Source organism: Sphingobacterium sp. DR205, from assembly GCF_011064245.1.
In the GTDB taxonomy this organism is placed as follows: Bacteria; Bacteroidota; Bacteroidia; order Sphingobacteriales; family Sphingobacteriaceae; genus Sphingobacterium; species Sphingobacterium athyrii.
Genome location: NZ_CP049333.1, coordinates 3,657,175 through 3,683,601 on the forward strand (window position 1 = coordinate 3,657,175; position 26,427 = coordinate 3,683,601).

Annotated in this window: 20 protein-coding genes; 11 read left to right on the plus strand and 9 right to left on the minus strand. The window is 39.9% G+C overall.

The annotated features are described in order from the left end of the window. Positions 1-20 precede the first annotated feature (20 nt). From G6053_RS15745 to G6053_RS15770, 7 genes are all read left to right on the plus strand, one after another. Entirely contained in the window at positions 21-359 is a 339-nt protein-coding gene (locus G6053_RS15745) for a helix-turn-helix domain-containing protein (RefSeq protein ID WP_108633908.1), read from the plus strand. Positions 360-696: 337 nt separating this feature from the next. Continuing rightward, positions 697-1,071 (plus strand): hypothetical protein, encoded by a 375-nt coding sequence (locus tag G6053_RS15750; protein WP_206531739.1) that lies wholly within the window; start codon positions 697-699, stop codon positions 1,069-1,071. Positions 1,072-1,182: 111 nt separating this feature from the next. Next, positions 1,183-1,389, plus strand: coding sequence for a hypothetical protein (locus G6053_RS30770; protein WP_241254743.1), 207 nt, complete (start codon positions 1,183-1,185; stop codon positions 1,387-1,389). Further along, on the plus strand, positions 1,386-2,564 hold the full coding sequence (locus tag G6053_RS15755; RefSeq protein ID WP_241255017.1) for a TolC family protein: 1,179 nt from the start codon (positions 1,386-1,388) through the stop codon (positions 2,562-2,564). Before G6053_RS30770 ends, G6053_RS15755 begins: the two co-directional genes overlap by 4 nt. Positions 2,565-2,576: 12 nt before the next feature. After that, positions 2,577-5,750 carry an efflux RND transporter permease subunit gene (locus G6053_RS15760; protein ID WP_165307085.1) on the plus strand — a complete coding sequence of 1,058 codons (3,174 nt, stop codon included), beginning with the start codon at positions 2,577-2,579 and terminating at the stop codon, positions 5,748-5,750. A gap of 1 nt (position 5,751) precedes the next feature. After that, entirely contained in the window at positions 5,752-6,873 is a 1,122-nt protein-coding gene (locus G6053_RS15765) for an efflux RND transporter periplasmic adaptor subunit (RefSeq protein ID WP_165307086.1), read from the plus strand. Positions 6,874-6,911: 38 nt separating this feature from the next. Then, positions 6,912-7,469 carry a TlpA disulfide reductase family protein gene (locus G6053_RS15770; protein ID WP_165307087.1) on the plus strand — a complete coding sequence of 186 codons (558 nt, stop codon included), beginning with the start codon at positions 6,912-6,914 and terminating at the stop codon, positions 7,467-7,469. A gap of 122 nt (positions 7,470-7,591) precedes the next feature. Here the strand turns inward: G6053_RS15770 and G6053_RS15775 are convergent, their stop codons facing one another. From G6053_RS15775 to G6053_RS15815, 9 genes are all read right to left on the minus strand, one after another. Continuing rightward, positions 7,592-7,915: an OmpA family protein gene (locus G6053_RS15775; protein WP_346774506.1), complete on the minus strand. Its 324-nt coding sequence runs from the start codon at positions 7,913-7,915 to the stop codon at positions 7,592-7,594. Then, positions 7,833-8,111: a hypothetical protein gene (locus G6053_RS15780; protein ID WP_165307089.1), complete on the minus strand. Its 279-nt coding sequence runs from the start codon at positions 8,109-8,111 to the stop codon at positions 7,833-7,835. Before G6053_RS15780 ends, G6053_RS15775 begins: the two co-directional genes overlap by 83 nt. 206 nt (positions 8,112-8,317) lie before the next feature. Further along, positions 8,318-9,229 carry a response regulator transcription factor gene (locus tag G6053_RS15785; RefSeq protein WP_165307090.1) on the minus strand — a complete coding sequence of 304 codons (912 nt, stop codon included), beginning with the start codon at positions 9,227-9,229 and terminating at the stop codon, positions 8,318-8,320. 34 nt (positions 9,230-9,263) lie between these two features. After that, positions 9,264-10,064 carry an SDR family oxidoreductase gene (locus G6053_RS15790; protein WP_108633902.1) on the minus strand — a complete coding sequence of 267 codons (801 nt, stop codon included), beginning with the start codon at positions 10,062-10,064 and terminating at the stop codon, positions 9,264-9,266. Between the two features lie 1,019 nt (positions 10,065-11,083). After that, entirely contained in the window at positions 11,084-11,488 is a 405-nt protein-coding gene (locus tag G6053_RS15795) for an NUDIX domain-containing protein (protein WP_165307091.1), read from the minus strand. Positions 11,489-11,608: 120 nt separating this feature from the next. After that, positions 11,609-12,397: a PhzF family phenazine biosynthesis protein gene (locus G6053_RS15800; RefSeq protein ID WP_165307092.1), complete on the minus strand. Its 789-nt coding sequence runs from the start codon at positions 12,395-12,397 to the stop codon at positions 11,609-11,611. 41 nt (positions 12,398-12,438) lie between these two features. Then, positions 12,439-12,792 carry a DUF4406 domain-containing protein gene (locus G6053_RS15805; RefSeq protein ID WP_241254744.1) on the minus strand — a complete coding sequence of 118 codons (354 nt, stop codon included), beginning with the start codon at positions 12,790-12,792 and terminating at the stop codon, positions 12,439-12,441. 69 nt (positions 12,793-12,861) lie between these two features. After that, complete coding sequence (locus G6053_RS15810; protein ID WP_108633898.1) at positions 12,862-13,449, minus strand: Crp/Fnr family transcriptional regulator; 588 nt, start codon at positions 13,447-13,449, stop codon at positions 12,862-12,864. A 589-nt stretch (positions 13,450-14,038) separates the two neighbouring features. Then, positions 14,039-18,175 carry a hybrid sensor histidine kinase/response regulator transcription factor gene (locus G6053_RS15815; RefSeq protein ID WP_165307093.1) on the minus strand — a complete coding sequence of 1,379 codons (4,137 nt, stop codon included), beginning with the start codon at positions 18,173-18,175 and terminating at the stop codon, positions 14,039-14,041. 303 nt (positions 18,176-18,478) lie between these two features. Here G6053_RS15815 and G6053_RS15820 point away from each other — a divergent pair, with 303 nt between their 5' ends. The 4 genes from G6053_RS15820 to G6053_RS15835 all read left to right on the plus strand — a co-directional run bounded on the left by G6053_RS15820 (position 18,479) and on the right by G6053_RS15835 (position 26,427). Then, a complete protein-coding gene (locus tag G6053_RS15820) occupies positions 18,479-21,664 on the plus strand; it encodes a TonB-dependent receptor (protein WP_206531741.1) in 3,186 nt (1,061 codons plus the stop codon). A gap of 16 nt (positions 21,665-21,680) precedes the next feature. Further along, positions 21,681-23,264, plus strand: coding sequence for a RagB/SusD family nutrient uptake outer membrane protein (locus G6053_RS15825; RefSeq protein ID WP_165307094.1), 1,584 nt, complete (start codon positions 21,681-21,683; stop codon positions 23,262-23,264). A 16-nt stretch (positions 23,265-23,280) separates the two neighbouring features. Continuing rightward, complete coding sequence (locus tag G6053_RS15830) at positions 23,281-24,735, plus strand: glycan-binding surface protein (RefSeq protein ID WP_165307095.1); 1,455 nt, start codon at positions 23,281-23,283, stop codon at positions 24,733-24,735. 99 nt (positions 24,736-24,834) lie between these two features. Further along, a complete protein-coding gene (locus G6053_RS15835; protein WP_241254745.1) occupies positions 24,835-26,427 on the plus strand; it encodes a glycoside hydrolase family 43 protein in 1,593 nt (530 codons plus the stop codon).

Consider the following 26,427-nt stretch of genomic DNA (forward strand, 5'->3'; position numbering starts at 1 on the left):
TATCATTTAATTTTACAACCATGGAAAGAGATCAGACAGAAGAACTTAGAGCTTTGCAGGACACCCTTTATTTCATTGGAGGTAAGTGGAGAATCCCTGTTATTAATTCGCTTTGCAACGGCAACCGACGTTTTCGCGAAATTGAAAGAAGTATCCCCGGAATTACCACTAGAATGCTTTCAAAAGAACTGAAAGATATGGAATTAAATAAGTTGGTTAAACGAACTGTTTATCCCGAAACTCCTGTTTTGATTGAATATGAACCCACTGAATATTGCAGGACTTTCGGGAATATTATTTCGGAAATGATTAACTGGGGTAGAGAGCATCGAAGAATGATTGTGGAGGATAAGATTTAGTATCATTTTATTTGTGTTACAATTGTGCAGCAGGAAAAAGCTGAATCATGAGCCTACTTTTGGTTAACTGAGCCGCAGTGCTTTTTATTTTTCAAATTTAGAATTTTTCCAAGCATATATTAAGGGTAATGGAGTACTCAGACCATTATGGAGATAATTGGTTTATTAAAAAACGGTGACCGCATTGTTATTGATATTGACAAACATATTCAACCTGTACTTCTATCGACACCATTTTTAATGGCAGTATTGTTACAGAATTAATGAATAGTCAGTTTGTTTTGTTCCATGAAGATGTATAAATTCGTAACTCATGGATCAAAAAAGAAAAAATAGCATGAATTTCATCGTAAGGAACTTACTTACTTTGGGGGCGGTTATTCTATTGTTTCTGTCATCCTGTCCCATCAAAATGGGGATTAAGACGCTTATGGGCCTTCCTCAAAAAGTTGAACAGGTTGCGGGTGCAAAAGGTTCTTTTATCGGAGCAAATCATGAAAGCTGCTCAAGCTCGATCATGACCGATGCTATAACCTTGGAAAAATCCGGTCTACACAGCGATAATATGCTTCCTGTAGCCATTCTAACTGCCTTTATCTTATTCATCTTTTGCACCTTTGGATCAAGAGATGAAATTTGTCCTCGGTACCGGAGGATTAAAATTATTGCCCCCCTTCCTATCTTTCTGCGCGACCGCAAACTGATCATTTAAAATTCGTAACAAATCTTAAGTACCTATTGGATTTTCCAATGGGCTGATTGCGTTTATTATTTTTTTCAGATTGATCGATTCATTCGGTCAAAATCCAACAATTATATTAGCATGATTAATTATCATCTGGTTGCGCTATTTACCGTTGCAGCCATTGGTCTTGCATTTTCCAGTTATGGACAGCCGAGACCCCAAACTTTGGGCAGCCTTTGGCCAAAGGTAGAAAGCACTTATTCAGGGCTTAAAGTAAAAAGCTCTGCTATCGAAGCCGCAGTGTACAATGCGCAAGCTGTAAAACAAACCGTCTTCCACAAATAAAAGCACAGGCGCAAAATACTTTCGGAACATTTGAAGGTGCCGCAGGTGCCTTTTTTCCACAACCTGGATTTTTCAATGTTTCAGGAAATACTACTGGAACGTCTGGTTCTGCCGTTGCTGCCAATTCATTTGGCTCAGCGACAGTTGAATGGGAAATTTTTTCTTTTGGAAAACTGATGAAAGAATATGAAGCTGCAAAAACAGTTACCGAAAGACGTATCAATGAGCAGGAAGCATGCATTTTGACACTAAAAAAAACACTCGCTGAACGTTATGTTATTTTATTGTATGATCAGGCAAAACTCAACTGGAACAGTAAAAATGTTAGGCGGCTCAATGAAATTCGACAATTGACAACGGGTCTTTCCAAAGCTGGTATCCGCCCGGCAGCTGACAGCTTGTTGGCACTTTCATCGTATAACCAGTCCCTTGGTGATAACGAACGTTTTGTAGGGCTCAAAAATGCATCATTGATCAAGCTGACGGAGTTAAGTGGCGATGCAGATCTTGATTATTCCTTATCTCTTTCGCACTTTAACCGACCAAGAAATTTGGGCAGAAACACGACCAACCCAATTGCTGATAGTCATCCGCTCTTAGCAGGTCTAAAAAATGAGGCGGCTTACTATTCCTATAATAGCGAAATACAGAAAAAGGCTTCGCTCCCTTCCATACGTATACTAGGTGGGTATGCTGTCCGAGGTAGCGGAATCAATCCGTCTGGACAAGTATCTGCCCGCTGGAAAGATGGATTTTCTAATACCACCGGAAATTATCTCATCGGTATCGGTGCGGTATGGAATGTTACCAATCTCAAAACCAATAGCCTTAAAAGCCATGCCTATCTGCAAGATGCTCAAAGCACTCTTTATCAGCACCAACAGTATGAGTTGTCCATGCAGTCTGACCTTAGCGCAGTTTATACGAAGATTTCACAGCAATACAAACAGCTTGAAAAGACTTCCACAGCCATGGAACAAGCAGAGGATGCTTATGAAATGTATCTTGCCAGATATAGGAGCGGTTTAATCGCATTGAGTGAATTACTTCAGATCAGGCAGTTACTTGAAAGCGCCGAAAACAATCATATTGAAGCTGCTAAACAGTATTGGCTGTTGATCGCCTATGAATCTGCATTGACAACAGATTTTGAATATCTATTCAATAATTTATAATCCTTTAAAAGAATGAATATCATCAGATTTGCGTTGAGAAAGCCGATTTCGGTCATGGTGGCCGTGCTTGCTATTGTTTTCTTCTCGTATAGTACCATAAAAAAAATAAATGTGGATATATTTCCGCAGGTTGAACTTCCGGCAATGTACATCGCCATGCCCTATGGAGGCTTATCGCCGTCCTATATGGACGGGTTTATGGCCAACGAATTTCAAAAGGTATTGTTGTTTGTCAGTGGTGTCAAAAATATAGATTTTAAGAGCATTCAAGGGTTAACCATGATGAAACTGACTTTCTATCCGGGTACCAACATGTCTCAGGCAGCTGGGGAAGTTTCGGCCTCCGTTTCCAGAGCAATGGGTTTTCTCCCCCCCGGAGCAGTACCGCCAATTGTGGTCAGGTTTGACGGTAGTTCCCTACCCGTGGGACAATTGGTCTTTGAGAGTGATCAAAGATCAATTAACGAAATCCAAACCCTTGTCCTCACTAAAATCAGACCAGTGTTTGTGGAAATACCTGGCATCACTGCGCCAGCGCCGTTCGGCGGAAACGCAAGGTCGATTGTAGTGAATGTCAATCCAGAGCTTATGCAGGCAAATGGTTTGAGTCCAGAGGACATTACAGCGGCAATCACAAAGAACAGCCTGCCCTCGCCAGCCGGAAATATTCGTATCGGCGATGAAAATCTCATGGCTCCGATAAATTCAATCGCCAGGGGGCCGGAAGAATTTCTAAATACCCCAATCCGTTCTACAGATAGCAGAACACTATATATTCGGGACATTGCGACAGTAGAGGATGCTGCTGATCAAACAACAGGCTATGCGCTGGTCAATGGAAAAAGGTCAGTTTACCTTCCTATTATCAAAAAGGCGGATGCTTCTACGCTTGAAGCTGTTAAAAACCTGAAAGAATCATTACCTAAACTTAAAAACCTGCTTCCTGAAGATGTCAAGATCAATTATGAATTTGACCAGTCAAAATACATTAAGCGATCACTTTCCAACCTGATCCATGAGGGTATATTGGGGGCAGTATTTACAGGACTGATGATCCTTCTATTTTTAGGTGATACTCGTGGAGCAATCATTGTTGTGCTGACTATACCAATTGCCATTCTCGCTGCCGTAATGGTACTGTATCTTTTTGGACAGACCATTAACATCATGACACTTAGCGGGCTAGCTCTATCCATCGGAATTTTAGTTGATGAAGCAACAGTAACCATAGAGAATATTCATCAACACATGGAAATGGGAAAGCACAAACCGCGCGCAATCTTGGATGCCTTATTAGAAATATCAATTCCCAAGCTTCTTATCTTACTGTGTATCCTTGCCGTACTGACACCTGCATTTATCATGACAGGTATACCCAAAGACATGTTTATGCCATTATCAATGGCGGTAGCTTTTGCCATGATTGCTTCATTTATTGCTTCGCAGACCTTAGTGCCTATTTTAGCCAATTGGATGATGAAGACTAAACACAATGTAGAGGCCAATACATCGAAAAAAAGAGCCTTCTTTGAAAAATTCAGGGTCAATTATTCCTACAGAATGCGCAAATGGGCTCCACGCTCCCTTTTTCTATTTTCAATGTATATGCTCCTTTGTGGGGCTGTTATTGTTATTCTTCTACAAGTGGTGGGAACGGACGTGATGCCTGTTTCCAACAGTGGAGATTTCCAGATCCGAATCCAGGCGCCGCAAGGCAGCCGTTTAGAAAAGACTGAAAAAATCGTCAAACAGATAACGGCAGAAATAGGTAAAGAAATACCAGAAAACGGTATTACCATATCCTCTGCGTTTGTAGGCCCCCAACCTGCCGGTTCTCCCATCAATCCGATTTTTCTGTTTACCAATTCTTCACATGAAGCTGTTTTACAGATTTCCATAGATCAGAAACTATACGGAGGATCAATCGAACTGTTGAAGGAAAAAATCAGGACGAGAATCCAAACAAAACATCCAGAGGTAGCTTTTAACTTTGAACCTATGGAGCTGACTGAGAAAATCATGGGACAGGGAGCCATGACACCAATAGAGGTAAAAGTAGGCGCTCCACAGCTTAAAGGTGCTTTTCAATTTGCTTCAAAGATTGAAGATAATCTCAAGCAGATCCCCTATCTACGTGATGTACGTATTACCGAACCAACAGCTTACCCAACTTTGGAAATCGAAGTGAATCGTGACCTTGCAGGACAGTTTGGTTTAACCATGCAGGACATTACACGAAGTCTTGTTGTGGCGACTTCCTCAACTCTCTTTACGGACAAAAATCTTTGGGTAGATCCCAAATCTGGTCTCGTCTTCCAGATTCAAGTGCAAATTCCTGAAGCAGTCGTATCGTCAGAAGAATTTTTAAGATCCTTACCGTTAAAAAAAGGAAATACAAGACCGATCCTTGAAGATGTTGCAACCTTAAAAAGAGTTACAGCGCCTGCACAGGTCAATCGTAAAGGTCCAAACCGCTATGTTACCGTTGTGGCTAATTTGTACGGTAAAGATCTAGGAACTGCATCCAAAGCCGTCAGCAAAGCCATTACAGATGCTGGAACTCCACCACGTGGGATTAGTATATGGACTGAAGGAACACTGCAGCTACTGAGTGAAACACGGGGAAGTCTTCTAATTGGACTGGCAGTAGCCATCGTAGTTATTTTTTTGATGCTTTCAGCCTACTATCAATCGTTCAAAGTGCCGCTTATTATCTTATCAGTATTGCCTGCTGTAATCGCCGGAAGTCTTATCATTCTTTATATGACCAATAGTACATTGAACCTGCAGTCGTATATGGGGGTAATTATGTCCATTGGCGTATCGGTATCCAATGCCGTTTTACTTGTAAATCAGGCTGAATTTTACCGTAAAGGGCTCCTCCTCAAGCCGGCAAATGCCGCGAGGCTCGCAGCTTCCTCAAGATTGAGGCCTGTCCTGATGACTGCCGCCGCCATGCTTGCAGGAATGCTCCCTATGGCTATTGGTCTTGGAGATGGCGCAGAGCAGGTTGCACCACTTGGGAGAGCCGTTATCGGAGGGCTGATAGCCTCTACGGCAACCATTTTGTTACTTATTCCGCATTTTTTCTCCTCACTTCTTTCGCGTACAAAAATACACAGTCCATCACTCGATCCAGATGATGAGGAAAGTCAACATTATAGTCCTATAAATTCCTCTAATTAAAATGAAAAATAAAAAAGTAAATAACTCGCTTACAATAAAACTATCACTATCGTTAGTAACAATCGTGCTCTTTTCCTACTGTGGGCAAGGGGAACAAACTCCAGCTAATGCTAAAAAAAGCATACAATATGATCAGGCTTTACCGAAAACTGTTGCGATAAAAATTGATAATCCTGAATATCAGATCTCGGTTCCTGCAGAACTGCGTCCTTATGAACAAGTAGCGCTCTATGCCAAAGTCACCGGTTTTGTGCAAAGATTGTTCGTAGACCGAGGTTCATTTGTAAAGAAAGGACAGCTACTCGCGGTATTAAAAGCGCCGGAAATGGATCAACGCTTAAATGCTGATCGTTCTTCGGAACAGAGGTTATACAGTGACTATCTTTTTGCCAAGCAATCTTTTGATCGGCTCAAGGAAGCTTCCCGTACTGAAGGAGCTGTTGCCGACATTGAGCTTGAGAGAAGCAAAAGCGCAATGGAAAGCTCATTAGCCGCTTATAATGCATCGAAAGCTGGCACTGCTGGCACATCACAATTACGGCAGTACCTAAATATCAGAGCTTCTTTTGATGGTGTCATTACGGACAGAAACGTATCTGTTGGCGCATTGGCAGGCACCACTACCAATGTTCCACTATTCATGATCGCACAGGGTAACCGTCTTAGGCTAACACTCTCACTCCCTGAAAAACATGCGGCATCCATACATCAGGATATGCCTGCGACTTTTACTGTAAGCTCCAGACCCGGAGAAACATTTAGCACAAAACTTTCCCGATCTGCATCATTATTGGATCAACGGGATCGTTCGCTTAAAATAGAGTTTGACGTACCCAATAGTCAAAATAGATTACAGGGCGGCGACTATGCACAGGTAAAACTTCGCTTGAAAAGGACAAACCCTACCTTTTGGGTACCAGAGAAAAGTGTCATCAATTCACAATCTGGAACATTCTTGTTCATACTAAACCAGGGTAAAATAAAGAAAGTCGCTGTCAAAGAAGGAATTCGTTTAAATAGCTTAACAGAAGTATTCGGTCAGCTGAAACAAGAAGATATGGTTTTACTCAATCCTTCGGAAGAAACCAAAGAAGGCAAAGTAAATACAGCTAACAACATTTAATTTTTATAGAAATGCTAAAAAATAAAATGAATAAAAAAATGAAAGTACATCAAAAAGATAGTTTAATGATGATTGTCGTTGCGACCTGTTTATTTGCACTGACAGCCTGCGGAAATTCAAAAAGTACAAAAAATGAAAATACGAATATTTCGGAAAAAGAAATGATCACAACCACAAATGAAAACACAGATCCTGTATCTTTTAAAAACGAAGATGGAGAGTCTATCTCGACGATGGATCTGAAAGGAAAAGTCGTCTTCATTAATTTCTGGGCCACCTGGTGTCCTCCTTGTATCAAAGAATTGCCATCGATCAATGATTTAAAGAAACAGTACGAAAGAAATAAAAATATTGTTTTCCTCATGGTCGATGTAGATGCTGACCTGGAAAAATCAGTCTCTTTCATGAAAGACAATAAATATGACCTGACTGTTTATATGCCAGAAACACCTATACCACCAACATTTTTAGGAAACTCCATTCCTACAACCGTAATTTTGGGTAAGGATGGAGAAATTAAGGAGCGGATAGAAGGAGGGCGAGATTACGCTGCTCCTGATATCAAAGTTTTGTTAGATGATTTAATCGACGAATAATCTGATTTATCACAAAATAGAGGAGCCAAATGGCTTCTCTATTTTGTATTTGGCCTACCTTAGTCTCGCGCTATGCGAGTCTTCGAAAATTATCACAATTCTAGACATGACTTGATCTGTACTTACATTTTAATCAATTCAACTCGGCGATTTTTTGCTTTGTTCTTTTCGGTATTATTGTCAGCCAAAGGTTTTTCAGCTGCGAAACCCTGAGATTTCAAACGATCTTTAGCAATATTTTTTGCCAATAAACTTTTTAATACTGCTTCGGCTCTCTGTTGTGAAAGCTGCATGTTGTGTGCTGTGGGTCCTTCATTGTCAATATGGCCGTCAATGGATAGTTTAAGGCCTTTGTTATTAAGATTATAAAGAGATGTACTTTTCAGGACTGTTATTATTCCAAAGTTGTTTTGACACTCCATTTTCAATATCTGACAGATCATCATTCATTATATCATGAATCAGTCCTAATTTACCATAATGTTCATCACTATATACGCTCATGAATTCAACAAAGCTTCCGTTTATTGCTGAATTGAACCCTAAAGCCTGCAAAACACTTCTATATTCTTCCTGATATTTAGGCAAAACTTCATCTACCTTATCTTGCAAATATGTTTTTAACTTCTCTGTCAACTTCATATCTTTTTTACTATATAGACAAATATAATAACATATACCAGGCAATCCAGTTTCGAAAATTCTGGGACTTTAACTGGCTTACAATACTATTTACAAGACCCCTTATGAATAAGTTGACTTCAATTTTTCCGTAGTTCAGTGAAGTGTGTCCCTTAAAATAAGTGTGGCAACGATAAATTGTATTCAGGTTTTGCTTCGGCTAAACACTAATTAAATGTGTGACGAAATTCTAAAGGGGACATCGCTGTTTTCTTTTTAAATAGCTTATTGAAAGATTGCGGGTATTCAAAACCTAACTGAAAAGCAATCTCAGAGACAGATAAGTTACTTGAAATCAAATATTGCTTTGCTTTTTCAATCAACTTTTCGTGAATATGATGTTGGGCATTTTGTCCTGTAAGAGAGCGAAGCATATCACTCAAATAATGAGGTGAAAGATTGAGTTTGCTGGCAACCGAATCTACTGTTAAAAGTCCGTTCCGCAAACCTTCTTGACTGTCAAAGTAATCATTTAATATCTGTTCCATTTGCGATAACAAATCGTTGTTCACAGCCTTTCTTGTAATGAATTGTCTGTCGTAAAACCGCTTACAATAATTCAGAAGCAAATCAATTTGTGAAAGAATAATATCCTGTGTATGCTGGTCGATATGTTGGTATTCTGTGGCGATCTTTTGAAAAATCTCAATGATATTCTTTTCTTCCCGCTCAGAAAGGTGGAGAGCCTCATTTACTGCATAGGAGAAGAAATCATAGTTTTTTATGATATTAGCCAATGGGTGTTTTTGCAAAAAATCAGAGTAGAACAGCAGAGAATATCCTGTACCACAATTTTCATTGATCATTTTAACCTCATCAAATTCAAGCGACTGGACCTGGTTCGGTGCGAGAAAGGTCATCGTACCTTTGTTAAAATCATAATATCGCTGTCCGTATTTCAGCTTTGTAGCGATATCTTTTTTTAACGAAATACAGTAAAAGTTTAAGGAAAATTTTTTCCATACATCACTTTCAACAAGTCGTGTTTTGGAGACATCAGCGACGCTTACAAGTGGATGCAATGGTTCTGGCAAAGACAATAGCTTGAGATATTCTGATATAGAATTGATATGATACATAACAAAAAATATAACACTAATATACAAAAATAGATTATCCCAAAATCTGTTTGCTAAGCTCTTTTCTGAATTCTTCTGAACCAATTTCATCACGTCTTGCAACTGTTGCAGTTACATCTGCACCTGCCACATAATGTACCTTATCCTTGCCATCAGTAGCTGCCTGATAAACTACTGCAGCAATCTGTTCGGCAGTTGAAGCAGCACTTGCCATTCCGCTAAATACATCAGTTATCTTTTTCTCCAAGTTCTGATATGCCGGGTGGATGACATTGTCTATATTATCGTTAAATTTTGTGGCAATTGCACCTGGAGCTACTGTTTTTACACCAATATTGAACATAGACAATTCATAAGACAGTCCTTCACTCCAACCTTCCAAGGCAAATTTAGTCCCATTATAGACAGACACCAGAGGAAAACCGACCACTCCGGCTAGAGATGTGGTGGTAATAAACAAGCCACTTCTCTTTTCTCTGAAATGGGGAATGAACGCTTTCGTAACACGTACTGTCCCCAAGACGTTAGTATCAAAGATCTTTACGATCTGCTCATCTGAAACGCCTTCCAATGCAGCACTTTGTCCATATCCTGCATTGTTGAACACCACGTCGATATTGTACAGTTCGATAGCTTTAGCTACAGTTTCGTTGATTTGATCAGGATTAGTAACATCAAGCGGTAAAATAGTTACGTTTTCTAATTGACTAAGTTCTGTTTCCTTTTCAGGGGTCCGCATTGTTGCTATTACGTTCCACCCTTTGCCTTGAAATAATTTGGCAGTAGCTTTCCCTAAACCTGTTGAAGCTCCTGTAATAAAAATTGTTTTTGACATTGTTTCCTTGTTGATATTTTAATAGTACAAATGTCGTTGGAAATAAAAACTTCAACGTGTCCAAATTGGGGACAGTTGTATCCAAAATGGACCTATAAGTAGTTTGCTGACACTTTAATTTTCATGTTTACAGTAATCAAGCTTGGTTTTGATTTACCGGCCATTGGAATAACTCTTAAAAAATCTTATCCCAAATAAATCAAAACAACCAACCAAATAATCCTATCAAGGCACTATATTTTAGCCCTTAATCTAACCGGAACCTCTACTTTTAGAAAAAAAAGAGCCCAACAGAACACGTTTGTTCATGTCGGGCTAAACCAAATATACTATCCTGAACTACGCAAATGTTCGGCGGATAATCAAAAAAAGAATTAGTCATGGACCACCTCAAAATTTAAAAACCCAATCGGTAAGCTTTTGCATTGGACCCACATCATGCAGAATGTGCAACTCTAAATGTAACTAGGTTACCTATGGCATCAAATTTATCAATTCGTGTAGCCTCCGTTGGAAAAAATGGTCTGATCGGTACTTACCACTCCTTAGCAACTAGGAACTTGATTTAAGCGGACAATATTCATAATACAGTAGGCACGAATCAAATTAAGCACTGTTTATCCATAAATAACAACATAGAGATACTTATGTGATATATTTGAGATATATGCGTATCGACGGTATATTTCTGTGCCTCTTTATTTCTTACATCTTTAGATATATTTCAGTGGATGAGTGATGTTATGCATTGTCTGGATTTAGCCCTTTGTTTTGTTAACGATCAATACTATCGCTGCGATCCGTACAATAATAGCATACCAATGATGTTTTGCATTGATTTTTGGTATTTGTTGGTTGTTCAAACTTAATATCAAGATACAAATAAGAAGTGTCGTTACAGGAGCATGCGAAATCTATTGAAAAGCAGTCACCTTCACGGGCATAAATAGTTAAATATTCACTTGCCCAATAAATTAAAACATTTTTTTATTACTATGCAAAGCAGTACAGATTTTAAACTAATCAATCAGATCCTGCTCTTTCAGTTTATCCAATATCAAGTTTACTACAGCAGAAGCTTTATGCTTTTCAGTATAATTTATCCATTCAAATGAGTGGATTTCGTTTGCAGCTTCCAGCACACCTGAGTAATCAGCAAAATAACATTTCATCCTAACCATGATCCCAGCATCCTTTCCGTCGGCAGGAGCTTCAAATGTACCAAAATAACGGACCGAGTCTTCTTTAATCTCTACATTCAATTCTTCCTTTATTTCTCTCTTCAAACATTCAATATCGGATTCATCGGACTCTCTTTTACCACCTGGCAAATAAAGTTTTAATTTAAATTTGGAAAGTGCCACCAATACTTTTTTATCTAAAATATTGATTAAAGCAACTTTATCTATTATCTTATTATCCATTCTTATTTTTTTGTAAAATTACCCTTTACGTAACGTTTTAAGTCAATTTCAGAATTAGAGATTATGCACTCCTAAACTTCCTAATAGTTTGCTAACTTATCAACTATGGATATCATTCTTCTATTCTATCCAAATGTGTCCCATTGAATAAGTTCTGGCTTTACCAGCCACAATTACTCTTTCGTTTTTGTCCTCACAGTAGAGCTGGCCTCCTCTTTTTGAAAGCTGGCGGGAGAAAAGCTTATTTTTTCCTAATCTTGATGACCAAAGCGGAATAAGTGAGCAATATGCTGATCCTGTTACCGGATCTTCAAGAATTGTTGATTGTGGAGTAAAATATCTTGAAACAAAATCACTATCGGTACCTGTCGCTGTCACAACCACTCCTCCCGGATCCAGGTTGATAAGGTCAAAAACGGATCTTTCAATTTTTATATTTTTTATATCTTCCTCAGATTTATATAATAGAACATAATCTCTTGACTTAAAGATTTCCATAGGCTGTATATTAAGCGACTTGATTATAATATCCGGAAGAGTTGAGGGTTCCGGCATTCTTGATGGGAAATCCATATAATAAATGCCATCTTTTATATCAACGTTTAATTCTCCGACTTGCGTTTCAAATATAATTCGGCTTTTATTATAATTTAAATGTGAAATTAGGCAGTGTGCTGCGGCGAGGGTAGCATGTCCACATAGATCCATTTCAATCTCAGGTGTAAACCATCTCAAATGGATGGTACTACCGTTGTCAATAAAGAACGCAGTTTCAGCCACAGCATTTTCTTTGGCTATTTTTAAAAGTAACTCATCAGGCAACCACCTTTTTAATGGAACAACACAGGCTGGGTTTCCGTGGAAAATTTCTTCTGTAAAAGAATCTATCTGAAATAATTCTAATTTCATTGATTATCTATCTATTTAGTTTTTTAATATATAATGTAAGCTTAAGCCTGCTCAGAAGTAGGAATTTCATTAATATGATAGTAGATTTTAAGCCCCCTTTCCTTCGCCAGCCTAACATCTTGGTCTGCACCTTTTGATTCACCTTCGATCCGCAAAACGGCATCACATTTTTCTAGGATCCGATGGGCAACAGGATACTGAATTCTATCCCATTGTTCATCTCCAATCTTTTGCGATCCTGCTAACTTAATTAACGGAAGTGCAAGCCATTCGCCGACTATAGGAACATGTCCTTTATTAAAAATGTCCAAAGCGAACTCCTCCAATTTATCTAGATTATTCTTTATTAATGTTGGGTCATCATTGGTCCCACCTCGATATGGACCTGAAATCATTATAAGCATCGTTTTATTTATTAGTCTACAGACACAAATTAACGACCATTTCGTTGAAAAAAAAATAAACTACTTTAAGCCTTTTCCCTTTTTATGCTTAATCATACTCAAAAATTCGGGGGTAATTCCCAAATAGGAAGCTATTTGCTTTTGCTTTACGTTCTTTGCGACCTCCGGATATTTGCCAACAAATATTTCATAGCGCGCCTCCGCTGATAACGAAAGGTTTTGAATTACACGCAGCTGTTCTCTTATGTATGCGTTTTGCATCAGAATCCTAAAAAATTTCTCAAATTGCGGTATGGCTATATACAAATAATCTAAATCACTCTTTTTTAATTGGTAAATTACACTATCTTCTATAGCCTCAATAGTTAACATGGCCAGTTTTTGATTAATAAAACAGTACATGTCAGTTACCCACCAGTCATTAATAGCAAACATAATAGTGGCTTCTTTACCGGATTCATCCAGAAAGAAAGCACGTAATGCTCCTGACTCAACAAAATAGATATTTTCACACAATTGTCCTTGACTCAATATTATACTTTTTCGGGGTATTTGTATTTTTTTTAACCGAGATAAAAACACCAAGAATTCCGCCTCATTTAAAGTTATATGTTTACTGATGTTTTCTTGGATTATTTGATGATTCATACTCTTTTATCTGATTTTTTTTGCGATTTCGTATTTAAAATTACTGTAATAAACTTTAAAATAGGAAATAGAAAACTATTTTAGCCTAAACTATTCTATAGAAAAAACAATACCGAAAAAAGACAGTAGATTTCGTAATCTATTAAACAACAACGCCAAAGCGACTATAAAATGGAAGCTAATTTTGAAACTTTTGTAGCAGATTTCTTATCAAATTTTTCTAATTGCCATTATGAATGTCACATTAATTTGGATGCCTATCCATTCGGAGTAAACCGCTCCTATCTAAGCTATTCTATTTTTCAGTCTCATTGATAAACGCTAGGACTCAAATTCCTCCTACAGGAACGATTGCTACACATCTCGATTCGACGCTTCGTTACTTTAACGCCATCGGTCGAAGAGATAAAGATCACTGAGTTTGCACAGCCAGTGATCGCATCTGCACGGATGGTCAGACCAACGCTCCATATCATAGGGCGATAATATCGCCGGATCCGAAATACTGCATCTTTTGTTATTGCTGAATGGTCGGTGGTGTCTGTCTGTCTTTTGCGACAAAATGGCCTCCTTCCTCGAGCTCATGAAATCAATTTCCAGACTCCTGTATATTATTTGCTATGACTTTCTTATACTCGTTCGGCGTCATTCCAAATTCTTCCTTGAAATATTTTCTAAAATATTTGGTTTCATTAAATCCGACTAGAAATGCAACTTCATTCACATACATCTGACTTTTTTCGAGCAATTCCGCCGCTCTTTTTAGCCTAATAAAACGAATAAATTCCGATGGTGTTTTATCCGTCAAAGCGAGGATCTTTTTATAGAAATTCACTCTGCTCATCGCCATTTCCTGGCATAGATCTTCAACCAAGAAATCTGTTCTTGCAATATTGGCCTCCACAATGGAAACAGCTTTTTGTATAAACTTCTGATCCATTGAAACGATCTCGGGCTTCGTTGTCGAAATATCAATTTTCGATCTAAACTTCTGCTGAAGCTGCTTTTGCATTTTAGCAATGTTGGCGAGGGTGACACGAAGAATATCGATATTAAAAGGTTTCGAAATATAGGCGTCAGCACCTGCTTCCATACCTTGGTATTGATTTTCATCCGAACACTTTGCAGTGAGAAGCACAACGGGGATATGCGAAGTCCTTATATCCTGCTTAATCGTTCGACAAAACTCATATCCGTCCACATTTGGCATCATCACGTCACAAAGAACTATATCCGGAATATGTTCAACAGCAAGATTATATCCCTCTTGTCCATCCTTTGCAGACAGAATCCTGTAATCGCGATTAAACAGGTCCTTTAAAAACAAACGAAAATCTTCGTTATCATCAATAATCAGCAGCGTGTAGATGCCAGAGCCTGCGTCCATAAACGTTTCCTTCTCTTTTTCGGCGATCTCCTGATCATATTGTTCTATTTCAGCACCAGAATAGATTACGTCTTGCTTGTTTACGCTATAAGATTCATTTGGCATAGGCAGATAGACTGTAAAGGTTGTCCCTTTACCCAGTTCGCTTTCAACTTCGATGGTGCCAGAATGCAGTTTCACAAATTCACTGACAATATGAAGTCCAACACCGGTCCCTGCTATACCATGCGTCTCATTGGACTCGATTCGATAAAAACGGTCAAAAATAAGATCCAAATCTTCTTTTGCAATCCCTATACCAGTATCACAAATACGGATAATCAACTGTTTGTCAATCTGATGATCGACAACCATCTCGGATATATCAATATGGACATCCACATGTCCCTTGTTCTTTGTGTACTTAAAAGCATTGGATATTAGATTTGACAACACCATATACATTTTATCCTTATCAAATCGCATATCAACATATTGATAATTGGCCGTGAATGTCAATTTGATAGATTTTTCAGCAGCTATAGATAGAAATGATGTGCAGATTTCTCTTACAAATTCGACGATATTGCCCGACGATATATTTAGCCTCGCTTTGTCCTGATCGAGTTTTCTAAAATCCAATATATCATTGACCATTGTCAGCAGTTTTTGTGCATTTTTATACATCACCCCCAATACTGTGCGTTGTTCGGGATAAGTGGAATCTTTCAGCAACATCTCGAGCGGGCTGATGATCAGTGACAAGGGTGTCTTAAATTCGTGGCTGATATTAGTAAAAAACTTCAATTTTAACTGGTCAATTTCATGCAGTTTATCCGCTTCCAACATACGTGCATTTTGGTCCAGTTGATCCTGTTTTCGCTTTAAACGATACCGAATAAAAAAGCGGACAAGCCCGATAAAAGCCATGATATAAAAAACGATCGCCCACCAGGAAAACCAAAAAGGCGGTTTGACTATAATATGCATCACTATGGCCGTCGGTGACCAAACATTGTCCTCGTTGCCTGCATAGACCTTAAGCACATAATGGCCTGGATTAAGATTAGAATAGGATGCAAATCCGGTACTACGGGATGTCTCTATCCATTCTTTATCAATACCTTCCAATTTATACCTATATCTATTTTTCTCAGGATGTATAAAGTTGAATGCCGAAAAACGAATGGTAAAATTTGTTTCATTATATTTGAGGACGATCTGGTCGAGGTCTACAATGGAACGGGGAAGCACCAAGTGATCATTTCTTTTATCACCGGGATTTATGAGTTCATTAGACAATAACAACTCAGTGAAGCGTGCACGGGGAACACTTTTATTGACAGGAATCTTTCTTGGATAAAAGCCCACATAGCCTTCCGTGGTACCCATATATATTTTACCTGTTTTATCCGTGTATACCGCATTGGGATTAAAAACCATACCTGTCAGCCCATCGCTCAGATCAAAGGCCAAAACAATGCTCTTATGTTTGCCCCCTTCACTCGACATGTATTGTATGCGGTTGAGTCCATAGCTTGTACCCGCCCAAATATATCCATCTTGATCCTCGGCCAATGAGCGTACGTCATCACTGGATAAACCGTCTGCCAGTGTCAGTATAGTACAGCCGCCTCGATTACCATCGAAGATCTTTATTCCCCTTTTTGTTGCCAGCCAAATACGTCCTTTAGAATCCTTCATAAGCTGGTACACAGGCACGGTTGATGCCTTATCCTGAAAATCAGGATTTGAGAAATAGGGTAATATGGTCTGATCAGAGCCAATTTTATACACGCCGATATCCGAACTGAAGCTAATCATGCCATCCGCACCCTGAGCGGCTGACAACATGAAATCAGAACGTAACTTGCTATTTTCTCTATTAAAATTACTAAATATACTGCGGCTGGGATCTAATCGGTCAATCCCTCCTCCTAGCGTCGCAATCCATAGATGATGACCCGAATCTTCCGTTAAACCATAAATACTCAGGTTAGAAAGGCCTTTTCTATTTTTCCCCTCCACTTTATACTGCGTAAATCTCTGGCCATCATACACATTCAAGCCGCCCATAAATGTTCCCACCCATATTCTTTTTGTATGATCTTCAAAAAGAGCAGTTACAATATCCGAAGATAGACTGCTATCGTCGCCACGTTTATTCCTAAAAAAATGGCTTTCTCCACTTTGTTCATTTAACTTGATAAGCCCTTTACCATTGGTACCTAACCACAGATTATCATCTTTGTCTTTGATGATGCTGCTACAATCAAAAATAGTATTTCCACGACTGGATCCATTTCCTATTGCCGTACTTGGAAACTTGAACATATCCGGATGATAATAAGAAACCCCGTTTTTATAAGTACCCGCCCAAACGATTCCCTCGGGGTCACAATACAGGCTGACGATGGAATTCTGACCAAGTGAACTGCTGTTGTATTCTTCGTGCTGAATGACCTTGACTGTGTTCTTTTTTTTATCAAATAGATTGATTCCCCCATGATCAGTTGCAATCCATAATAATCCCTGATGATCCGATATGATTCCGCGGACAAATGAATTGGAAAGTGCCGGTTTACTGTCGATATCGAGCTGCTGCCATTGATCGTTTGTCTCATTATAGCAAACTGCCCCCTTATTATTCAGCCCGGGATATATCCAGACCATATTGTCTGAATCGATAAAAATGCGTTTGGGAATCAAAGAGTTTATCGGTGTACGCGTCAGCTGATTTTTACGTAAATCGACTTTTCCGGTGCTGCAATTTAAACGCTCCAGTAGCCCATCTTTATGGAGTATCCACACGAATAGACCTTTTACCGCGATCTCGACGATCTCAGTAGATAAGATGGTCGTTGGATCGTTTAACGGTTTATAGGCAACAAGTTTCTTCGTTTTTGGTTCAAATTTATATACCCCTTTATCCGCATAGGCAACAATGAAATTTTTAAGTTGATCTATCTGAATCGAAACGGGATTTGCAGGAAGACCCATCTGTTCAAGAATCGAATCCGTATTGTTGACAAAAACCTCCTTACGCCAGTCAAACATCACATACTTATTGCCCTGCATCCAGAGATTCCCTTTTTCATCTTCAACAATTTTTTTCATTGCATCATAATGGGTATCCGCCAGTGCATCGCTGCTCCGATTGAATACTTTGATTCGCTCACCGTCGTATCTATTTAGACCAGTATTGGTTGCAAACCATACAAAACCTCTACTATCTTTATGGATAGCAACCACCTCATTTCCAACAATTCCATTACGCGTATTTAATTGCGCAAATTTATAAGCTTGCCCAAAGCTGGATATGGTAAAAAAAAGTAAAATCAGAAAGAATAGATGTTTCATTGGTTATCGTCTCAAGAACTAAGCGTTAAAATACAGATTTTATCAAACCTTTACAGCATAAGTAATCATTTTATACCCTAACCTGAAACATTTGGACACCTTACCAAACCTACTTTCCTGAAAAAGATTCATCGGGATTACCGGACGCACCTTCTCGACAATCGCTAATACACCTAGTTTTATAAACATTTTACCCTCTTATCTGCAACATTTGAACCCTATTAATACAATTTGCTATTCCTAATTTTAATCATCCCTTTCTCGGGAAAATAACCAATATCAAATTATAAACTTAAATTAACCATGAAATCAAAAAACGGATCTCAAAAGTTTTTTTGGCCCAAATTACGACATTGGGAGTATCTCATGTCAATGGCCTTATTTTTCCTTTTTATCAACTCCTTACAGGCTCAGGGAACAAAAATCAATGTCTCTGGATTGATTACGAATAAGGCCACCGGAGTACCATTAACAAATGTTTCAGTTAAGCTAAAGGGAACAAGTTGGGTAACTTCTTCCGATGAAAACGGCAGGTATACCATTTCAGTAGAAAAAGGAAGTGTACTCATTTTCAATCACTTGGGATTCCATACTCAAGAAATAAAAGTAATGGACAATCAGCAAAATATTCAGCTAACGGAAAATATACACGAAATGGATGAAGTCGTTGTCGTGGGATATGGAAAAATGAGGCGAAGTGACCTAACCGGATCTGTCGTCTCTGTAACGGCAGACGATATAAGCAAATCGGTCAGTACTTCACTTGATCAAGCATTACAGGGACGTGCTGCAGGTGTTTCTGTGACGCAGAATTCTGGAGCACCGGGGGGCGGAATATCGGTCAGCATCCGTGGTACAAATTCGTTCAGCGGTAATGAGCCCTTATATGTTATAGATGGAATTCCCATAGATGGCAATACCAGAGATAATTCCAGTGCGCTCTCCTCCATAAATCCATCAGATATAGAATCCATGGAAATATTGAAAGATGCTTCAGCTGCCGCCATCTACGGTACCCGAGCAGCAAATGGTGTTGTGCTGATTACAACGAAACGCGGCTTAGCCGGAAAAACCAAATTGGGCTATGAAGGATATGTGGGTCTTCAACAGCTGCCCAATATATTGGACGTCCTCAACCTACGCGAATATGCGGTGTATCAAAATCTGCGCAGCAAAGTTATCGGTTTTGGCGATCGGGAGGAATTTAAAGATCCATCCTTGTTAGGTGAAGGAACGAATTGGCAAAAGGAAATCTTTCGGACTTCATTGATGCACAACCATCAATTGAACATTTCCGGCGGAACCGAGCAAAATAGATTTGCGATCACCGGCGGATACCTGGATCAACAGGGCATCGCACAAGGATCCAGTTTTGAGCGCTATTCCTTACGGATGAACTTCGATTCGAAAATCAACAAATGGCTGACAGTTGGCATCAATGCCTATACGGCGAAAACAAAAAACAGGAACACCATAGACAATGGTGGAATCATTTCACTCGCCATTCGACAATTGCCGGAGGTTCCCGCAAAAAATCCAGATGGCACTTGGGGGACACAACAGGAAAATATGTATGGTACCTATTTCGCTAACCCTTTGGAAGAAGCGCTTACCCGGGAAAACTATGCGAAAGGTTCACAAATCAGTGTCAACGCCTATACGGATATCTCTCCCATCAAAGATCTTGTACTTCGGATCGAAGGCAATGGAAACTATAATTATTCCAATTCCTACCAATTCACGCCATCGTATGATTATGGCAATTTCAAACAACAATCTGCAGGGGCAAGATTCGCAAGTAATGGCTCTTTTACAAACTTTAAGACTTATCTGACCTATAATAAATATTTTTCCGAAAAACACAATCTCTCGATTATGGTCGGGCATGAGGCACAGGAAAATAGATGGGAGTCATTGTCTGGAAGCCGAACTAATTATTTTTTAAATTCTGTCCATGAACTGGATGCCGGCGATTCAAAGACAGCCAAAAATAGCAGTTCAAGAAGTTCGGGCGCCATTGAATCTTATTTCGGACGTTTCAATTATGGATTTGACGATAGGTATCTCCTGACTGCTACTTTTCGCAGAGACGGATCGGATAAATTTGGCATCAACAACCGCTGGGGAACATTTCCCTCTCTTGCGGCAGCTTGGAAGATTAAAAATGAATCTTTCTTAAAGGAAAATTCCACAATCGATAATCTAAAACTACGGTTAGGTTGGGGACTTGTCGGTAATCAGGCGGCAAGCTCATATGCCTATGGCGTGACAATGGCCTCAGCTGCATCCATCTGGGGCACGGGATTCTATCCTTCCAATTTTCCCAATCCTGACCTGAAATGGGAAAAGACCAACGCCTATAATCTAGGTGTGGACCTCAGCCTATTTAAAAACAGGATTGAACTGACGACCGAGGTTTATTTAAAGAAAATCGACAATCTATTGATGCAGGCTGTATTGCCAGACTATATCAGCGGCCTTATTTCCGCCCCCTGGGTTAATGCTGGTTCGATGACCAATAAAGGGGTTGAAATCAGCTTAAATACCGTCAATATCAATAAAAATGGGTTATTCTGTAAATCGGGATTGACATTTTCCATGAACAGAAACCGTGTAACGCACCTATATACCGACGCTGCTGCGATTCAAGGAAAAATAGGAGCCGAAACCTTTACAATGACTAAGGTTGGAAATCCTGTTGGCCAATTCTATGGTTATAATGTGATTGGCATGTTCCAAAACGAAAGTGATTTTTACAGCAAGGATAGTCACAATAACCCGGTGTTAGATCAAGATGGCAAAAAAATACCTGTGGCTCTTCCCAAAGACAAAAATATAGGTATCAACGAGATTTGGGTTGGCGATTTTATCTTCGAAGACAAAAACAAAGATGGTAAAATCGATGAGCAAGACCGCGATTTTATAGGCAATCCGGATCCGAAGTTTATCTTCGGACTGAACAATTACCTAGCCTACAAAGGATTTGACCTGAACATCTTTCTAAACGCTGTATACGGCAATAAGATCTATAATCAACTGCGTAAAGACTTTACAAACCCAATGAACAATTCGGGTATGCTCAAAGAAACAACGGGAATTGCCCATATCGAAACGATTGATCCTAGCGGTTCCGACCAGGATATTGCCAATGTACGGGTTTCCAATCCCAACGCGAGCATTCAGCGTATTACCATCAGTGATGCGAATGATAATAGCCGTATGAGCAATAGATTTATCGAAGATGGCTCCTATTTGCGCTTGAAAAATATTTCACTGGGCTATACTTTCCCACAAAAGCTTTTGAAAAAATATCAAATTGAAAACCTCAGGTTATACGTCAATATTCAAAATCTTTTCACTTGGACAAAGTATTCGGGCTATGATCCGGAAATAGGTTCCTACAACCAAAATGTTTTATTGAAAGGAATAGATTATGCGAGATATCCTTCACAGCGTATCTATACCTTCGGTTTAAACTTCATGTTTTAATATTAAATACTGAATTATGAAAAAGCTATTCTTGATAGCCTCATTGATGGCTACCGTTGTTCTACATTCCTGCAACAAAAGCTTTCTTGAACGGGAGCCTGAAGGTGCTTATGTGGACGCAACCTTCTATACATCCGCCGAGGCATTGAAAGCAGCCACAGCCCCACTCTACAACAGGGCATGGTTTGACTATAATAAGCGACCTGCTGTCGCCATTGGAAGCTTAAGGGCAAATGATGGCTATAATCCTTATATGAATCCCTCCTATACCTTATTCACGGTGACATCACTTGACGATGGGCTTTCGGATTCCTGGAAATCATTCTATGGTGTCGTAACGATGTCGAATGCCATTATCGACGCTGTTAAAAACAAGGCAATCAATGTCACTGAAATACAAAAAAACGTAGCTATCGCAGAAGCACGACTTATGCGTGGTATAGCATATTTTTATCTTTTGCGAACTTGGGGGCCTGTTATATTGATCGAAAACAATGATGCCGTGATCAAAGACCCTATGCAGCCAAGGCATCGGGAAGAAGATATTTTTCGGTTTATCATCGATGATCTCAGCTTTGCCGTTCAAAACCTTCCAGATAAAGCGGATAAAGGGCGCGCAACAAGCTGGGGCGCCAAAGGTATGCTCGCCAAGGTATACCTCTCCCGCGCGGGCTGGAAAACCGGTGGCACTCGAAATGAAGCCGATCTGGCCAAAGCAAAAGAATACGCACAGGATGTCTGTGTAAATAGCGGACTGGAACTGTATCCAAAATATGAAGATCTGTTCAAATACAAACATAATAATAATCCTGAATCGCTTATCGCCATGCAATGGGTACCACTTGGCGACTGGGGCGTCTGCAATACGCTCTTAGCTGATCTGGCATTTTCATCCGATGTGACGGGTGGTGTCAATGTTTGGGGCGGCGGACTGAACGGAACGATCGACATGCTCAAACAATACGAACGCGCTGATACGCTCCGAAGAAATGCCACCTATTTTACCCAGCACTCCCTCTATCCCTATATCGCCATTGATAAAGGTGGCTATTCTTATCCTAATGCAGGAGCATCCATAAAAAAAGGGGTAATCGGCGGACCAAATGACGATAATGATGGCTTTGTACAGTCGATGAGTTCGCCACTCAATACCTACATTTTACGCTTGGCAGATGTATACTTAACCTATGCTGAAGCTAGTCTGGGAAATAATACTACACTCAGCGGTGGTGAAGCATTAAGCTACTTTAACAAAGTAAGGGATCGGGCCAAAATCGGGAGAAAAACCTCAATTACATTGGATGACATCATCAAAGAACGACGCATCGAATTTGCAATGGAGTATACCAATTGGTATGATATGGTCAGCTGGTATTGCTACAAGCCGGAGAAAATGCTCAAATACTTTAATGATCAGCAACGGGGCTGGTCGACGGCCTCCATTACGAAGGATGAAGACGGGAATCTTATTTTTGAAGACCCCACAGCACCGGCAGTACCTGTGGTCGTAACAGCAAACAACATCTTCTTTCCTTATCCTGAGAATGATCTCATACAGAATCCGAGGTTAAAAGAAGAACCAAAAGCTTTATCCATTTAATAATCAATAGAGAATTATGAAAGCAATATACGATAACAATCGCTTTTTATTATTTGTGTTCATAGCAATTATTATGCTGAATATGCCATCCTGTAGCCGCAACAATGATCTGACAATGACTCCAGTGATAACCCACGTGCGATTGACAGATCCTGAAAAAGCAGATAGTACCTTTGTAGGTGCATTTCCGGGCACAATGGTTGCTGTTATCGGAAAAAATCTAGATGGTATACAAAAAATTTATATTAATGACCAGCCGATCGGATTTAATGCAAATTACTGCACGTCAACAAGCGCCATTATTTCCATTCCTGCCGACTTGCTACTGACTGGCACCAATCCAGATCTCCCAAATGAGATTCGGATAGAAACGAGCCACGGTGAAGCGAGATTCAATTTCCATATCTACTCTCCCGCACCCCAGATCAGCCGTATCGAATTAAATTATCCAGCCAAAGCTGGCGAAAAGCTCAGTATATACGGTTTAAATTTTTATGAAGTAAAAAAAATAGCATTCGAAACCGCAACAGGCAGTAGCGTATCAGCTACCGAATATGAAGTCGATAAGGACTATGATAAAATCGATTTAAAGATCCCATCAGGTGTTCAAGATGGTCGTCTGGCAGTCTACTGCATAACAGATTCGGTCAGCATAGCCTTCACAACACATGTTTCGCCGCCAATAATAAAATCATGGAGCAGCGATATGCCTATTATTGGCGATCAGGCGTTTATTACCGGCGCCAACTTCATCAATGTGACCAAACTAAATATCAATGGAGAATTTGATGTTCCAGATAAAGATCTTATGGTGGCCAAAAGTCAAGATACCATCTATTATCGACTTCCAAAAACCCCTACCAAATCCGGTACAATTACGGTCCATGCGGCTGGCGGGCAATCTAATTCTACCAAGCTATTTTATCCTATTGAAAATCTTGTCCTGAATTGGGACGAAATAGGCCATTATGAATGGGGAGACAACAATATGCCCGTAATGGCAGACGGCACCAAGCCACCTTACTTCACAACGGGAACCGCTTACCGCATCTTCGGATCACCGGGCGCATGGCAATATTGGTGGGGCAACCTGTCCAACAAAGGCAGCTATCCTACCATAAATACAATACCTGCCAATACGCCTATTGGCAATCTTGTACTGCGCTTTGAATGCTTCGTTAATGAGCCTCTGGCGACGGCGACATTTGACCTACAGCTCAAAGGCAACGGGGATAAAATGGTGTCAGATTATGTGCCACGCGATCGAAACAGCAACAAAACAAATCTTGGAAAATGGATGACCTGTGACATCCTCTTCAATAGGTTTACGACAGTTGCCGACTACGGACGTTTTGCTGCCATAGCCAGCTCAGAACTGAGCATTTTTACGAAAAATAAAGCAGACAATGCCAATGTCAAGGTGGACATCTATTTCGACAATTTTAGAATTATAGACACAAGCAAAAACTAAACCCGTATACAACAAATAAGCACTTTAACACTAGGCCGGATACTCGAGCGATCGTCAATGCCGGCCTTTAGTAACCAATCATCTTTCACAAACACACACATGAAATTTAAAAAGTCAATTTACGTCATGATCTCCTGCCTATTTTCCATTGCCTTTCATTATGTCATTGCACAAACTGGCTTTTCAAATCCGATTATCAGGGGGTTCAATCCGGATCCAAGTATCTGTCGTGTAAACGATGACTATTACCTAGTTACTTCGTCCTTTGAATATTTTCCGGGCCTCCCGATTTATCACAGTAAGGATCTTGTCAACTGGGAGCAGATAGGTCACTGTCTCACCCGGGATGCCCAGCTACCGCTGGAAAAGGCTGCTGCTTCAGGCGGCTTATTTGCTCCTTCGATCCGCTATCACGATGGCCTGTTCTATGTCATCTGCACCAATGTATCATCAGGTGGCAATTTCTATTGTACGGCGACTGATCCCACTGGCCCTTGGAGTGATCCAATCCATGTGGCCATCGAGAGTATCGATCCCGATATATTTTGGGACGAGGACGGTAAAACATATTTTGTCACGCAGGGAAATGAAGGGATTCGGGTGACGGAGATTGATATCAAAACCGGAAAGGTTATTGGCTCAGAGCACTTGGTCTGGGGCGGTATCGGTGGCCGATATCCAGAAGCGCCGCATATTTATAAAAAAGATGGATTCTATTACCTGCTTTTGGGCGAAGGTGGTACAGAATACATGCACAGTGCCACAATTGGCAGAAGCAAAAATATCTTAGGTCCATACGAATCTAGCCCACTCAATCCCATACTGACCCATGCCAATAGAATTGGTCAGGCAAATCCTATCCAAGGTGTGGGACATGCAGATTTAGTACAAGCCAAAGATGGTAGCTGGTGGTTGGTTTGCCTTGGTTTCAGAGTTACACAACCCTACAGCTATTACCATATTCTAGGTCGCGAAACATTTCTTGCACCTGTGGACTGGCCTCAGGGCGGATGGCCACAGGTCAATGGCAATGGAACAATCAGTCTGGATATGAAAACAGCTACTTTGCCGCTCAAGCCATTCAGCAAACCCGCTACCCGAAGCGATTTTGATACAGAACAACTTGGCCTTGAATGGCAATATTTAAGAAATCCGGTACGGGACAATTATTCCCTATCCGAAAAAAAGGGATGGCTCAGGATAAAGGCTACTCCAAATACGCTGAACGATGCCAAACCGATCTCAGCTATCCTCAGAAGACAAACGGAACACAATTTTACGGCTAGCACATTCCTGCAACTTGAATCTTCAAAGGACAATGAAGAAGCTGGAATAACATTAATCCAAAACAACAACCATCATTATGATCTATTGATCAAAAAACAAAAAGGAAAGAATATCATTCAATTACGCGTAAAAGTAGGATCACTGAGCTACATCGCTGCCGAAAAAATAGTGCAGGGCAATCAACAAAAATTAAAAATAGAAGGAACTCCACAACAGTATATCTTTTCGGTAGCAAATCCCGACAGTGAAAATTACAGCGAAATCGGGAAACTGGACACACGCTATCTGGCAACCGAAGTTGCTGGCGGTTTTACTGGCGTAATGATAGGGCTTTACAGCACCTCCAATGGTGTTCCGAGTAATGCAAAAGTATTTTTTGACTGGTTCAACTATAAAACACAATAA

Bases quoted from the DNA above. Each gene is read 5' to 3' on its own strand.
- G6053_RS15745 (WP_108633908.1), top strand. From the start codon at position 21: ATGGAAAGAGATCAGACAGAAGAACTTAGAGCTTTGCAGGACACCCTT.
- G6053_RS15750 (WP_206531739.1), top strand. From the start codon at position 697: ATGAATTTCATCGTAAGGAACTTACTTACTTTGGGGGCGGTTATTCTA.
- G6053_RS30770 (WP_241254743.1), top strand. From the start codon at position 1,183: ATGATTAATTATCATCTGGTTGCGCTATTTACCGTTGCAGCCATTGGT.
- G6053_RS15760 (WP_165307085.1), top strand. From the start codon at position 2,577: ATGAATATCATCAGATTTGCGTTGAGAAAGCCGATTTCGGTCATGGTG.
- G6053_RS15765 (WP_165307086.1), top strand. From the start codon at position 5,752: ATGAAAAATAAAAAAGTAAATAACTCGCTTACAATAAAACTATCACTA.
- G6053_RS15770 (WP_165307087.1), top strand. From the start codon at position 6,912: ATGAAAGTACATCAAAAAGATAGTTTAATGATGATTGTCGTTGCGACC.
- G6053_RS15775 (WP_346774506.1), bottom strand. From the start codon at position 7,915: ATGATGATCTGTCAGATATTGAAAATGGAGTGTCAAAACAACTTTGGA.
- G6053_RS15780 (WP_165307089.1), bottom strand. From the start codon at position 8,111: ATGAAGTTGACAGAGAAGTTAAAAACATATTTGCAAGATAAGGTAGAT.
- G6053_RS15785 (WP_165307090.1), bottom strand. From the start codon at position 9,229: ATGTATCATATCAATTCTATATCAGAATATCTCAAGCTATTGTCTTTG.
- G6053_RS15790 (WP_108633902.1), bottom strand. From the start codon at position 10,064: ATGTCAAAAACAATTTTTATTACAGGAGCTTCAACAGGTTTAGGGAAA.
- G6053_RS15795 (WP_165307091.1), bottom strand. From the start codon at position 11,488: ATGGATAATAAGATAATAGATAAAGTTGCTTTAATCAATATTTTAGAT.
- G6053_RS15800 (WP_165307092.1), bottom strand. From the start codon at position 12,397: ATGAAATTAGAATTATTTCAGATAGATTCTTTTACAGAAGAAATTTTC.
- G6053_RS15805 (WP_241254744.1), bottom strand. From the start codon at position 12,792: ATGATTTCAGGTCCATATCGAGGTGGGACCAATGATGACCCAACATTA.
- G6053_RS15810 (WP_108633898.1), bottom strand. From the start codon at position 13,449: ATGAATCATCAAATAATCCAAGAAAACATCAGTAAACATATAACTTTA.
- G6053_RS15815 (WP_165307093.1), bottom strand. From the start codon at position 18,175: ATGAAACATCTATTCTTTCTGATTTTACTTTTTTTTACCATATCCAGC.
- G6053_RS15820 (WP_206531741.1), top strand. From the start codon at position 18,479: ATGAAATCAAAAAACGGATCTCAAAAGTTTTTTTGGCCCAAATTACGA.
- G6053_RS15825 (WP_165307094.1), top strand. From the start codon at position 21,681: ATGAAAAAGCTATTCTTGATAGCCTCATTGATGGCTACCGTTGTTCTA.
- G6053_RS15830 (WP_165307095.1), top strand. From the start codon at position 23,281: ATGAAAGCAATATACGATAACAATCGCTTTTTATTATTTGTGTTCATA.
- G6053_RS15835 (WP_241254745.1), top strand. From the start codon at position 24,835: ATGAAATTTAAAAAGTCAATTTACGTCATGATCTCCTGCCTATTTTCC.